13 protein-coding genes are annotated in these 12,165 nt (G+C 60.3%); 8 read left to right on the forward strand and 5 right to left on the reverse strand.

Annotated features, from left to right (window positions below; genetic code table 11):
- Window positions 1-6: 6 nt before the first annotated feature.
- On the reverse strand, window positions 7-1,029 hold the full coding sequence (locus WA950_RS19225) for a LacI family DNA-binding transcriptional regulator (protein ID WP_424553327.1): 1,023 nt from the start codon (window positions 1,027-1,029) through the stop codon (window positions 7-9).
- 121 nt (window positions 1,030-1,150) lie between these two features.
- Here WA950_RS19225 and WA950_RS19230 point away from each other — a divergent pair, with 121 nt between their 5' ends.
- The 6 genes from WA950_RS19230 to WA950_RS19255 all read left to right on the forward strand — a co-directional run bounded on the left by WA950_RS19230 (window position 1,151) and on the right by WA950_RS19255 (window position 7,534).
- On the forward strand, window positions 1,151-1,696 hold the full coding sequence (locus WA950_RS19230; RefSeq protein ID WP_424553328.1) for a gluconokinase: 546 nt from the start codon (window positions 1,151-1,153) through the stop codon (window positions 1,694-1,696).
- Between the two features lie 34 nt (window positions 1,697-1,730).
- The gene (locus tag WA950_RS19235; protein ID WP_424553329.1) at window positions 1,731-3,161 is read left to right on the forward strand and encodes an amidase; all 1,431 of its coding nucleotides are present in this window, start codon (window positions 1,731-1,733) and stop codon (window positions 3,159-3,161) included.
- A 117-nt stretch (window positions 3,162-3,278) separates the two neighbouring features.
- Complete coding sequence (locus tag WA950_RS19240) at window positions 3,279-4,601, forward strand: ABC transporter substrate-binding protein (protein ID WP_424553330.1); 1,323 nt, start codon at window positions 3,279-3,281, stop codon at window positions 4,599-4,601.
- Window positions 4,602-4,789: 188 nt separating this feature from the next.
- The gene (locus WA950_RS19245) at window positions 4,790-5,647 is read left to right on the forward strand and encodes a carbohydrate ABC transporter permease (RefSeq protein ID WP_424553331.1); all 858 of its coding nucleotides are present in this window, start codon (window positions 4,790-4,792) and stop codon (window positions 5,645-5,647) included.
- A gap of 10 nt (window positions 5,648-5,657) precedes the next feature.
- Window positions 5,658-6,488, forward strand: coding sequence for a carbohydrate ABC transporter permease (locus WA950_RS19250; RefSeq protein WP_424553332.1), 831 nt, complete (start codon window positions 5,658-5,660; stop codon window positions 6,486-6,488).
- A gap of 11 nt (window positions 6,489-6,499) precedes the next feature.
- Window positions 6,500-7,534 (forward strand): ABC transporter ATP-binding protein, encoded by a 1,035-nt coding sequence (locus WA950_RS19255; protein WP_424553333.1) that lies wholly within the window; start codon window positions 6,500-6,502, stop codon window positions 7,532-7,534.
- Window positions 7,535-7,645: 111 nt separating this feature from the next.
- Here the strand turns inward: WA950_RS19255 and WA950_RS19260 are convergent, their stop codons facing one another.
- The 4 genes from WA950_RS19260 to WA950_RS19275 all read right to left on the reverse strand — a co-directional run bounded on the left by WA950_RS19260 (window position 7,646) and on the right by WA950_RS19275 (window position 11,032).
- A complete protein-coding gene (locus WA950_RS19260) occupies window positions 7,646-8,725 on the reverse strand; it encodes a response regulator (RefSeq protein WP_424553334.1) in 1,080 nt (359 codons plus the stop codon).
- On the reverse strand, window positions 8,715-9,305 hold the full coding sequence (locus WA950_RS19265; RefSeq protein WP_424553335.1) for a sensor histidine kinase: 591 nt from the start codon (window positions 9,303-9,305) through the stop codon (window positions 8,715-8,717). The genes WA950_RS19260 and WA950_RS19265 overlap by 11 nt, the downstream gene beginning before the upstream one ends.
- Complete coding sequence (locus WA950_RS19270) at window positions 9,306-10,430, reverse strand: PAS domain-containing protein (protein ID WP_424553336.1); 1,125 nt, start codon at window positions 10,428-10,430, stop codon at window positions 9,306-9,308. It abuts the gene before it with no gap.
- 68 nt (window positions 10,431-10,498) lie between these two features.
- Window positions 10,499-11,032, reverse strand: coding sequence for a molybdopterin-dependent oxidoreductase (locus tag WA950_RS19275; protein ID WP_424553337.1), 534 nt, complete (start codon window positions 11,030-11,032; stop codon window positions 10,499-10,501).
- Window positions 11,033-11,232: 200 nt separating this feature from the next.
- On the opposite strand from WA950_RS19275, the gene WA950_RS19280 reads away from it, so the two are divergent.
- Window positions 11,233-11,577, forward strand: coding sequence for a hypothetical protein (locus tag WA950_RS19280; protein WP_424553338.1), 345 nt, complete (start codon window positions 11,233-11,235; stop codon window positions 11,575-11,577).
- A 17-nt stretch (window positions 11,578-11,594) separates the two neighbouring features.
- Window positions 11,595-12,107: a hypothetical protein gene (locus WA950_RS19285; protein ID WP_424553339.1), complete on the forward strand. Its 513-nt coding sequence runs from the start codon at window positions 11,595-11,597 to the stop codon at window positions 12,105-12,107.
- The last annotated feature ends 58 nt before the right edge of the window (window positions 12,108-12,165 follow it).

Consider the following 12,165-nt stretch of genomic DNA (forward strand, 5'->3'; position numbering starts at 1 on the left):
CAACCGTCAGGACGCTTGCGATCGCTTCCGCGTGGATTCACGGGCGATGAGTTCGAACCCCAGGTCCACCTGCGCTTGCACTACCGGATTTCCTTCAATCCGGTCGATCAGCATCCGGACGGCGCGTTCACCCATCTCCTGTCTGTAGGTTCTGATGCTGGTTATGGGAGGATTGGCGACTGCCATCATCTCAAGGTCGTTGAAGCCGCAAATGCCGAATTCATGCGGCACATCTATCCGGCGTCTCTGGCATTCGAAGAGCACACCCAAGGCGAGGTCGTCGTTGTTGCAGAAGACGGCGTCGGCGCCGAGATCCTTGTCCAGAAGCTTTGCCAGGAGTTCGCAGCCGAGTGTCACGGTTGAGGCGCGCGGCGTCGTTACGATCAGGCGCTCATCGAAAAGGCCTGCTGTTCGCAGGGCATCGCTATATCCGTCCAGACGTCGCTGCGTGCGCTGGTCCATTCGGGCGCCCAGAAAGGCGACGCGGCTATATCCCTGGCAGATCAGGTGTTGCGTCGCCTGATAGGCTCCCTGCCGATGGGAGAAGCCAACGATCATCTCGATCGGTTCGTCACCCGTTTCCATGATCTGAACAATCGGACAGTCCGCATTTTTTAAAAGCGCCCGTGAGGCTGGGGACTGATCGATACCTGTAACGATCAGTCCGGCCGGTTTCTGGCTGAGGAAAACGCGCAACAGGTTTTCCTCTTCCAGGGTCGAGTAGCGGGTGTTCGCGAGCTGGACTTCGTAGCGCCGTGTCTCGGCAACGGTGTAGATGCCTCGGAGCACGTCGGCGAAGACGTTGTTTGTCAAGGATGGAACGAGAATGCCGATGACATCCGTTCTCGCCGATGCAAGCGCCCTTGCTGCCGGATTGGCGACATATCCGAACTCTTCGATGACCTGCTGAATCCGTTCGCGAACGGCCGAGGAAACCACCTCCGGTTTTCGCAGCGCCCTTGAAACGGTGGCCGCGCTCACGCCGGCAGCCCTGGCGACATCGGAAAGCTTTGCGCGCTTGCCGTTCATGCGAATCCCTCTTCTCCACCCCATTGGAGACGGATCATAAATGCGAAAGATCAGGTTGACAATGAAAGCGCTTACATTCATCAATGGCGCAAGACGATAGCTCTGAAGGTTAGGGTGGGTAATGGCGGCTCCAATAGAGCGGCGCGAGGCAGACAAGACGGGGTTTATCCTCGTTATGGGTGTCAGCGGTGCTGGTAAATCAACGATTGGCAGGGCCTTGGCCGACAGTCTTGGCGCAGGCTTTGTTGAGGCTGATGACTATCACTCTGCCGGGAATATCGAGAAGATGGCTGCCGGGCAGTCGCTCAGCGACGATGATCGTTGGCCATGGATGAAAGCGGTTTCAGACGTCGCCAAGAGCGAGATGGAAAAGCGTGGCGGGCCTGTCGTGATCGCCTGCTCGGCACTCAAGAAAAGCTACAGGGATTTCCTGCGCGCCCGGCTTGGATCGATCGCCATCGTCCATCTTTCTGGGCCGCAGGAGTTGATCCACGCGCGCTTGCAGGCGCGGCAGGCACATTTCATGCCTGCGGAGCTGCTCGCCAGTCAGCTTGCTACGCTTGAGGCGCTTGCGCCGGAGGAGGGCGGGGTCGCCCTCTCGATCGGGGAAGCCGAGGACGCGATCGTGTCGCGTGCTCTGCGGTCTATCGGTAGTGCGTCAAACTAGATCGTGAGGCGATCAACGCAATTTGGGGGGTGTTATGAGTGAAGAATTTTGGCGGTGGGGCGCCGCCGATATCGCCGAGGCGATCCGGGATAAGCGAACGTCCAGCGTGGATGTGCTCGAGAGCTGTCTGGCGCGGATTGCTTCGGTCAATCCGTCCGTGAATGCGATCGTCGATCTGATGGAAGAGGAAGCGCGGGCTGCGGCACGGGCAGCAGATGCTGCCGTGGCGCGAGGTGAGGCGCTCGGTCCCCTGCATGGCGTTCCCGTTACGATCAAGGTCAATATCGATGTCGCGAACAGGTCGACGACGAATGGTGTTCCAGCTTTCGCCGGTCGCATTGCCGAGCAAGATTCCCCGTTGGTTCGCAAGTGGCGGGAGGCCGGCGCCATCGTTCTCGGACGAACGAATACGCCGGCTTTGTCCTTCGGTCTTTTCACCAACAACAGATTGTATGGCCGCACGCTGAATCCCTGGGCGTCCGAGGTTACTCCGGGCGGATCGAGCGGTGGCGCAGCGGTTTCGGTGGCGACCGGCATGGTGCCGCTTGCGCACGGCAATGATAGTGGCGGTTCTATCCGCTATCCGGCTTATTGCTGCGGCCTTTTCGGAATGCGGCCCACTTTCGGCCGCGTGCCGCACTATAGCGGCACGTCGGCTGTCGATCTGCCGATCATGTCCCAACTCGCCGTCGTCAACGGACCGTTCGCGCGTTCCATCGATGATCTGCGCATTGCTCTGTGGGCAATGTCGGGCCATGACCCTCTCGACCCCTGGTCGGTTCACGCGCCTGTTCCGGGGCCACGCGGATCTGGTCCGTGCAAGGTGGCCGTGCTTGCCGATCTTCCGGGTGTCGAAAGGGATGAGGAAACCGTCGAGGCCGTTCGGCAAACTGCGCAGTGGCTCGCTGAGGCCGGCTACACGGTCGAATACGTCATGCCGCCGCGCTATGTGGAAGCCTCCGCCTTGCGGGACAGGCTGCTGATCCACGAAATTCGCGCGGGCATGCTCGAGATGATCGAGGCGCACGCGCCGCCGGAAGAGATCAACGAAGCGCACGCCCTGCTCGATGCGACGCCGCGCATGAATTTCGATGAGTTTCGCGAGGGTCTCGCCCGCCGGACGTCGATCATCCGTGAGTGGCTCCTGTTCATGCGGGACTACCCTCTCGTCTTGACGCCGACCGCTTGGCGCAAGCCGCAGCCGGCCGATTTCTACGAAAAGCCCGTCGCGCTGACGGAAGAGATGGTTCTGGAGCTGTCCCCGTTGCATGTGCCGCCGTTGCTGGGGCTGCCGTCCATGGCTGTCCCCACCGGGCTGGTGAACGGTGTTCCGATGGGCGTTCAGCTCATGGCGTCGCAATTCGAGGAAGAGCAGCTTCTGGCAGCTGGAAAAGTTATCGAGGCCAAGGTCGCGGGGCTGACGCCCATCGATCCGGCTTTCGGTTCTCATCCGCGCAGCGACTGAGGGCGCGGCCGCAGTTACGGGCTTGTGGCCCGTAGTTACGCCGTCCGAACCTGATGTCGGCGGCATTTTTTGAAGAGAGGACCGGTCACCGTGACCGGCATTTGGAGGGAATGGGAAATGCGTAAACTGATAACCGCGCTGGGCGCTGCCCTTGCTCTTGGCGGCGCCGTTGCGTCCGCTTCGGCCGAAGAAATCGTGATCGCCACCGTCAACAACGGTGACATGATCATCATGCAGAAGCTGTCGAAGGAGTTTGAAGACAAGACCGGCATCAAGCTGCGCTGGGTGGTGCTCGAAGAGAACACGCTGCGCGAGCGTCTGGCGACCGACATTGCCACCAAGGCGGGCCAGTACGACGTGATTTCGGTCAATTCCTACCAGACGCAGCTCTGGGCCAAGATGGGCTGGCTGACGAAGCTGGACGATTTCAGCGCCGACTACGACTATGACGACTTCATCACCGCGACGCGCGAAAGCCTCAGTGTTGACGGCACGATGTACGGTGCGCCTTTCTATGGCGAAAGCCTCATCACCTTCTACCGCAAGGACCTCTTCGAGAAGGCCGGCCTCACGATGCCGGAAAAGCCCACTTTCGATGATATCGCGAACTTTGCGGAAAAGCTCACGGACCGGGACAACGGAATCAACGGTATCTGCCTGCGCGGCAAGCCGGGCTGGGGCGAGAATTCTCCGCTGATCTCGACCTTCGTCGCAGCCTTTGGCGGCGCATGGTTCGACATGGAGTGGAAGCCGCTGTTGACGAGCGAACCCTGGAACCAGGCGCTCAACTGGTACCTGGATGTCATGAAGACAGCCGGCCCGGCCGGTGCGACGACGAACGGTTATAACGAAAACCGCGTTCTCTTCAGCAGCGGCAAGTGCGGCATGTGGATCGACGCCACGGTAACGGCGGGCTACCTGCTCGACCCGAAGGAATCGCAGGTTTCCGAAACCACCGGCTTTGCGCCGTTCCCCGTTACCGACAAGAATCCGGAAGCCGCAGGCTGGAGCGGTGCATGGGCTCTGGCCGTGCCGGTCAGCGTGACGGACAATGCCGCTGCCGCCAAGAAGTTCATCGAATGGGCGACGTCGAAGGAATATGCGCGTCTCGTCGGTGAGCGCGAAGGCTGGCTGCTTGCGCCGTCCGGCACCCGCAAGTCGACCTACGCCTATCCTGAATACCAGGATGTCGCAAAGCCCTTCGCGGACAAGGTGCTTGCCGCCATCTCCGCCGTGAAGCCGACCAAGCCTTCCGTCATGGAAACCCCGTATACGGGCGCCGGCTTCATCGACATCGCGGAATTCCAGGCCCTCGGCACGACCATCGGCCAGACGATTGCCGCAGCTGTCAGCGGCAGCAAGACGGCTGACCAGGTTCTCGAGGAGTCGCAGGCCTATGTCGAGCGCACGATGGAGCGCGCCGGTTACTACAAGAAGTAACGGCTGATATGGACCGGCGCGCCTGCATCCTTAATGCCGCGCGCCGGTCGTCCATGCCGCTCGTTGCGTTGGTCCGCACCTTTGAGGGGACCGACCTGAATGTCATCGGCGGGACGTGACGGCAGGCGCCCGGATCTGCCGGAACCTCGAATTCGAAACAGGACGAGATAGATATGTCTGGCTATCAGATGAAGCGAGCGGCGCGGTTCGCGCTGGCACCTTCCGTGGTGCTGCTTTTTATCGGCATGATTGTTCCATTGGCGATGACGTTGTGGTTGTCGTTCCAGTACTACAATCTGATGAATCCGGCAGAGGCGGGCTTTGCAGGGTTCAGCAACTACACCTATTTTCTGACGGATCCAGCATTCTCGCAGGCGATCATCAATACCTTGCTGCTCGTCGGCGGTGTGTTGGCGATCACGGTGATCGGCGGTATCCTGCTGGCTTTGCTGTTCGATCAGCCGATGTGGGGCCGTGGCGTCGTCCGGCTCCTCGTCATCGCGCCATTTTTCGTCATGCCCACGGTATCCGCGCTGGTGTGGAAGAACATGCTCATGCATCCGGGCTACGGCATATTCGCCTGGATCGCGCACAAGCTGGGCCTGCCCCCCGTGGAATGGCTCAGCAACTATCCGCTCCTGTCTATCGTGATGATCGTCGCGTGGCAGTGGCTGCCCTTCGCGACCCTGATTTTCCTGACCGCGCTTCAATCGCTCGACACGGAGCAGCAGGAGGCCGCGCGCATGGACGGTGCAGGTCCGTTCGACCGGCTGATCCATATCGTGCTGCCGCATCTTGGCCGGGCCGTCACAGTCGTCCTGCTGATGGAGACGATCTTCATCCTGGCGATCTTTGCCGAAATCTTCGTCACCACCAGTGGCGGGCCTGGCCATGCGTCCACCAATCTGCCGTTCCTGATTTATGTGCAGGCCTTGCTCCAGTTCGATGTGGGGGCCGCCTCCGCCGGCGCGATCATCGCCGTGGTCCTTGCCAATGCCGTCGCCATTTTCGCCATTCGACTGGCCGGCAAGAACCTGACAGCCTGAGGAAACGAAAATGAAAAAGCCTCACACCATCCTTCTGAAGACCGGCATCACCGTGCTGGGCTGGACAGTGGCGCTGCTGCTGTTCTTCCCGATCCTCTGGACCGTGCTTACCAGCTTCAAGACGGAAGTCGATGCCATTGCATTTCCCCCAAGCTTCCTGCCGACCCAGTGGACGCTGGAAAACTACTTCGAGGTGCAGGAGCGGTCGGAATATTTCACCCACTTCCTGAACTCGGTGGCTATTTCCGTGGGCTCGACGGTTCTCGGCATGCTGCTGGCGATCCCGGCGGCCTGGTCGATGGCGTTCCAGCCCAACCGCGCCACCCGGCACGTCCTGATGTGGATGCTCTCCACCAAGATGATGCCGGCCGTCGGTGCGCTGGTGCCGATCTTCCTGATCTTCAAGACGGCCGGGCTTCTCGATACGCTTTTCGGCGTCACGCTCATTCTCGTCATCGCCAACCTGCCGATCATGGTGTGGATGCTCTACACCTACTTCAAGGAAATCCCTGCGGATATCCTTGAGGCGGCCCGCATGGACGGGGCCACCACGCTGAAGGAACTGTTCTACGTTCTGCTTCCGATGAGCCTGCCAGGCGTCGCCTCGACCATGCTTCTCAACATTATCCTGGCGTGGAACGAGGCGTTCTGGACGCTGAGTCTCACCGCCATCAAGGCAGCGCCCCTGTCGGCATTCATCGCGTCCTATTCCAGCCCGCAGGGTCTGTTCTGGGCCAAACTGTCGGCGGCATCGACGCTGGCAATCGCTCCCATCCTCGTCCTCGGCTGGATGAGTCAGAAGCAGCTCGTCCGCGGCCTGACGTTCGGCGCCGTTAAGTAGGAGAATTTCCAATGGGTTCCATCACCCTCAAGAACATGCACAAGGCGTTTGGCGACCAGGTGGTCATTCCCGACGCCAATCTCGAGATTGTCGATGGCGAATTCGTCGTCTTCGTCGGACCTTCCGGCTGTGGCAAATCCACTCTGCTGCGGTTGATCGCCGGGTTGGAAGACCCGACCTCCGGCGAGGTTCATATCGATGGCAAGGACGTGACGCAGGCTTCGCCCGGCAAGCGCAAGCTTTCGATGGTGTTCCAGTCCTACGCTCTCTATCCGCATATGACGGTGGCGCAGAACATCGGGTTCCCGCTGAAAATGTCAGGAGAAAAGGCGGAGACGATCCGCGCGCGCGTGCAGGAGGTTGCCCGGAGCCTCGACCTCCTTCCCTATCTGGAGCGTCGTCCCCGCAATCTCTCGGGCGGTCAGCGGCAGCGCGTCGCAATCGGCCGGGCGATTATTCGCCAGCCCGCCGGATTTCTTTTTGATGAACCTCTCTCCAACCTTGACGCGGCACTACGTGTCAGCATGCGGCTGGAGATATCGGAGTTGCACCAGAGGCTCGGCAGCACAATGATCTACGTGACGCACGACCAGGTGGAGGCCATGACAATGGCCGATCGTATCGCCGTGATGAATGCCGGGCGTATCGAGCAATTCGCTACCCCGCTGGAATTGTACCGCCGGCCCGCAAACCGTTTCGTCGCTGGCTTCATAGGTTCGCCGAAGATGAATTTCATCGAGGGTGAAAAGGCTGCACAATACGGTGCCCACGCCATCGGCCTGCGGCCGGAAGCCATTTCCCTTTCCCATAAGGCAGGAACGTGGGGTGGTCATGTGGAGCGGGTGGAACATCTGGGCGCGGAAACCATCGTTCATATCGCGCTTGATCAGGGTCACAAGATCACGGTGCGCACCGGCATAGAAGATACGGTGGCATCCGGCCAAACCATATTCGCAAGTCCAGACGAATCGCAGGTCTACCGGTTCGACGCAAACGGCTTGACGCTCGGTTTTCCGGAAAATATCCCACGCTCCGCCCTCATGTGAGCCGTATTCGCAGGGTTGCCGCTATCGCAACCCTGCCTCGCTTGAGGCATGTATGGTGGCGGGCCGAAGGTGACCACCTGATCCATGCGCGGATGGCCGTGGACAGTTTGTCTAGCCGTGCAGCGAGAGCGGAAGCGTTGCCCGGATCAGCAGGGCGACGAGGTCGGCCTGACGGTGCGTGTGGGTCTTCTGGAACAGGTTCTGCAAGTGATAGGTGATGGTTGTCTGCTTGACGCCGAATTCCTCCCCGATCTCCTCGAGACGCTTGCCCGCGACCAGCGCCGCTGCGAGCCTTGCCTCCGCTGAAGTGCAGCCGAACAGCGAGGCCAGTACCTCCGCTGAAATATCGGCCTGCTTGTCCGGATCCACGACAAGCGCAATCGCATGACGCGAATTGCTGCCTGGCAGGCCGAGCGAGGAAAGCTGCAGGACAAGAGAATGCCCTTCATCCCTCTCGACGGCGATCGTGTAGCTGCTTCCGACATCCCGCAGAACGGCGGCAAGCGCCGATTTCATCGGCTGCGAGGATTTCGCGACGCGGGCAAACAGGCCGGTGGCCGACAGCGACAGGCCGTCGCTCTTTCCGATCAGATGGCGGCCCGCTTCATTGGTCATGCGGACTTCACCGGATTCATCGAGGAGGAAGATGCCGATCGAAAGGCGATCGAGAGCGGCCGCCAGCGCCGCCAGTGTGATGTCACCGTCCCGGACGGCTTGCTCGATCAGCCGTTGCTGTTCGAGTTGCAGATCTGCCAGAAGCGACTGGCGGACCCTGTCCACGAGGCGGAGCCGCGATTTGATCGTCGCGAGAAGGTCATCGAAATCGACGGGCTTTACCAGATAGTCGTCCGCGCCTGCATTCTTGCCGTTCAGCACCTCGACCCGGTCTGCCAAAGCCGTCAGGAAGACGAAAGGCACCTCGGCAAGGTCCGGGCGATCGGCCCTGAGCTTGGCCATCAGTTCGTAGCCGCCAAGCTCCGGCATGGTGATATCGCACAGGATCAGATCGGGGCGCACCGCTTCGAGTTCGGCGAGCGCCTCGCGTCCATTGCCCGCTTCGATCACGCGATAACCCGCCGACACGAGTTCCTCGACGATATCGGAACGAAGCTCGACTTCGTCTTCAACGCAAAGGATGGTTCTCCGGCGACCGGATTCGAGATCCGGCATGGGGAGTTGATCAACGTTCATGCTGCCAGACTTCCTCTTTGGGTATGGACAGAACGAAGGTCGAGCCGCCACCTTCGCGCGCCAGGGCGTCTACATCGCCCCCATGCATGCGGGCGATGGTGCGCGCAAAATGCAAGCCGATGCCGGTCCCTTCGATGCCGACGGCGGTTCTGGCGCGAAAGAAGCGCTCGAAAAGCCTGCCGCGCTCCTCGTCGGGAATGCCGACGCCGCGGTCGCTGATCCGGATCTGAACCCGCTGCTGGTCTACCTGCGCGGCGATATCGATCGGATGCGGCGGAGATGAATATTTGACGGCGTTGGAAAGCAGATTTGCGATCACCTGGTCGATCAACAGCGGATCGCACGGTATCCATACGGGCAGTTGTTCCAGGTCGATGCGGAATATCCGGTTCGGGGACGTGTCCTTCTGACGCTCGCAGGCCTCCGCGATGAGTTGCCCCAGGTCGCAACGGCGAATATCGAAATCGATCTGCCCGGCATCCACCTTGGCGGCATTTAGCGTGCTCGATACGAGACGGGTAAGTCGCAGCACTGCCCCGCGGATCTTGCCTGCACGCTCGTGGATTTCCTTTTCCGTCATCTACTTGCCCCGGCGGGTTATGCGCTGGGCGCTGGCATCGATGATTGATAGAGGGGTTCGGAACTGATGCGACACCATCGATACGAAGCCCTTGTAGAGTTCACGCAGGCCGGTCTCTCGCGCCAGGGATTCCTCAAGATCGCGCGTGCGTTCCGCAACAAGGGATTCGAGCTGGTCGCGATGTTTGACAAGCTCGAGCTTGGCGCCATGCGCGTCCGTAACGTCGCGGAAGAAGAGGATTCCACCGACGACCGCATCCCCCGATTTGATCGGATAGGTGTACTTCTCGATATAGCGATTGCTGTCGGGAATGGCATGCGGCGGTACGTGCAGGCTCATGCCCGCTAAGGTCTGGCGTATCAGCTTCATGATGGCGTGATCGTCGGGAAATGCGTAGATGTTCTGAATGAGCTCGCCGACGGTTGCCTTGCCGTCAGGGACGGGAAACATCGCGCTCATGGCCGAGTTCCAGTGCGTGCAGCGCAGGTCCTGATCGAAAGCCGCGACACCGTCGCCGCTTGATTCAAGCAGGAGGCGCGAGAAATCGCGGTCGCGCCGGAGCGCATTTTCGGCAAGAGCCACCGAGCGCAGGCTTGTCACCAGACGCATGACGATGAAGAGCCCGAAGCCGAAAATCAAAAGCACGGCGACAGACGCCTCGAACAGGACGCCCCGGTATTTGTCGCGCTGCGCGGCGATGCTGTTGCGCTCGGCGATCATGATGTCATTGGCAGCGTTGCTGAACATGATGGCATCGCTCACCAGGTTGTCGATAGCCTGTTGCGGCATGGGTGTTTTCGCGAGGGCGGCGGTCTCCAGGGCCTGCTCGAAAGCCTTCAGGTGAGCTGTTGCCGTCTCGATCGGTCTGCTTCCGATATTTCGGGTGATTACCTCTCCGAAAGCCCCCTCGGAAAGAAGGGCGAGGCGGCTGAACGCCACGTCGAGACGAAGCTTGAGCTGTTCGACCTCACTGTCTGTCCGATCACCGCGGTTCCATACCTCGGCGGTGAGGGCGAGGCGATGGTTCTCGTAGTGAACCTGGGAAATTAGCCACAGGATGTTTTCGCCGACGGAGTTGGAGAGGTCTTTTTCTGCCGCCATCAGCCGGTGCAGGGCAAGGCTCAACAGAACGGCGCAGGCAGCGATGACGGCCGTGGTAAGGAACGCTACCGTGCGCTTTCTGACGAGGATGCTCATCGAACCTCTATTTTCCTGAGCTGCCATACCCATCTGGAATCATATCGTTCATCTCGCACGGCAGGGATCGTATCGCGCGGGTAAACGATCCAGAGCGGTCCTTTGTCGCGACGTGAAAGGGGCTCACCGTCCATCCGCATGGCGAGCAGGACGCCGAATTCCTCGGCATCCGAAAGGGGAAACTCGATCCTGTAGCCGTTGATGGCTTCGGCAAAGAGGGTGTCGCCGCTTGCACCAGTTGCCGCCAGCACGTCTTTCAGGAGAACGCCCTCGAAACGGATGACGCCGACGGTCCAGGGCGTGCGCGTGTCAATTCGGTGCTCGGGAAGCGTCGAAAGCATTTCCTCGTCGAGCAGCGCGGCTCCGTCGTCGTTCGTCTTATTGATCAGTCCCGTCACCGTAAGCAGCACGGTCCCGTTCGCAGGCGCCAGATCTTCCGCGGTTGCCTGCTGCGAAAGGAACAGAACAAACGCCATGATCAACGAAAGGAAGGGTTTTAACCGGGATGTATGGCCATCTGAGCGGTGCATTTTGCGGATCCCTGAGATTTCTATGCATTTGCGCGCCGTTAGAGTGACTGCCCATTTTTTTGTTCGCCCCCTTTGAACATAGGGGGCGCCCGCCATTTTTTGCCTCTACTTCAAGTAGGGTAAATCAAAATCACTCCCCCAGATAGAAGTGAATCTCTTGGGGAAACTGTTCAAGTAACAACAAAGCATCAGGGAAAATCATGAAGCTCGCAATTATCGGGCTGCTTTGCCTCGTCATCGGGGGATGCAGTCAATCCACATCAGGACCGGCAACCACAGCTTCGGTGCGTGGGAAATCCGCGACGGCTTCGGCCGGAACCCAGAAGCAGAAACCTGTGACGAAGAGAGGCGGCTGCGAGGAGGCCATACGGGCCCAATCGAATGCGGCGATGCTGGGCGGTGCGCTCGGCATGGTCGGCAGCTTCGGCGGCTTCGGCGGACGTGGCGGCATGGTCGCCAGTCAGGTGGCGTCGACGGCTGGCAACATGGTTGCAAACAGCCAGTCTGCCAAGGCGCATTCGGGGGGCATGCAAGAATGCTACTAAGGCTCAAGACAGGGCACTTGGCAGCCTCCGGCTCGGGCGTGCGTCGCTTCGCAACCGGGGTGGCGCTGCTTTTGATGGCGGGCGTGGCTCTGCAGGCCGCGCCTGCCGCTGCGCTCGATAGCGAGGTGGCGGGCCGGGTCGTGACCATATTGGAAAAGCTTGTCACGGAGACCGGCGACAATGTGTTCTACGACGAGGCTGCTGCAGAGGAATGGTTCCAGATCGATGACGAAACGTCGGGTTTGATCCCCGCTGCGGGCTTTACGCGTAAAACCTGGAAAGCCGCGTTCGACCAGACGATGACCGGCTTCATCGCTTCCATCCCGCAGGCCGAGATGGAGCAGATGATGGAGGAATTCATGGACAGGATCGGCGAGGTGGCAAAGATGACACCGGAGCAGAAGGAAGAGGCGATGAGCCTGATGCGTTCCGAGATGGGGCAGCTGGAAGCAATCCGTGCGCGCGGAGCCGAATACCAGTACGTCGTCAGCCCCTATGCACCGCGCCTGAAGAAGATCGCCCTTCGTTGACCGGGCGGGCGCGGCCAATTTGCGAGGGAAGCACCATGGCCTGGCGGACCCGGAATTC

It is taken from the genome of Shinella sp. (assembly GCF_049651085.1).
Classification (GTDB): Bacteria; Pseudomonadota; Alphaproteobacteria; order Rhizobiales; family Rhizobiaceae; genus Shinella.

Bases quoted from the DNA above. Each gene is read 5' to 3' on its own strand.
- WA950_RS19225 (WP_424553327.1), bottom strand. From the start codon at position 1,029: ATGAACGGCAAGCGCGCAAAGCTTTCCGATGTCGCCAGGGCTGCCGGC.
- WA950_RS19230 (WP_424553328.1), top strand. From the start codon at position 1,151: ATGGCGGCTCCAATAGAGCGGCGCGAGGCAGACAAGACGGGGTTTATC.
- WA950_RS19235 (WP_424553329.1), top strand. From the start codon at position 1,731: ATGAGTGAAGAATTTTGGCGGTGGGGCGCCGCCGATATCGCCGAGGCG.
- WA950_RS19240 (WP_424553330.1), top strand. From the start codon at position 3,279: ATGCGTAAACTGATAACCGCGCTGGGCGCTGCCCTTGCTCTTGGCGGC.
- WA950_RS19245 (WP_424553331.1), top strand. From the start codon at position 4,790: ATGAAGCGAGCGGCGCGGTTCGCGCTGGCACCTTCCGTGGTGCTGCTT.
- WA950_RS19250 (WP_424553332.1), top strand. From the start codon at position 5,658: ATGAAAAAGCCTCACACCATCCTTCTGAAGACCGGCATCACCGTGCTG.
- WA950_RS19255 (WP_424553333.1), top strand. From the start codon at position 6,500: ATGGGTTCCATCACCCTCAAGAACATGCACAAGGCGTTTGGCGACCAG.
- WA950_RS19260 (WP_424553334.1), bottom strand. From the start codon at position 8,725: ATGAACGTTGATCAACTCCCCATGCCGGATCTCGAATCCGGTCGCCGG.
- WA950_RS19265 (WP_424553335.1), bottom strand. From the start codon at position 9,305: ATGACGGAAAAGGAAATCCACGAGCGTGCAGGCAAGATCCGCGGGGCA.
- WA950_RS19275 (WP_424553337.1), bottom strand. From the start codon at position 11,032: ATGCACCGCTCAGATGGCCATACATCCCGGTTAAAACCCTTCCTTTCG.
- WA950_RS19280 (WP_424553338.1), top strand. From the start codon at position 11,233: ATGAAGCTCGCAATTATCGGGCTGCTTTGCCTCGTCATCGGGGGATGC.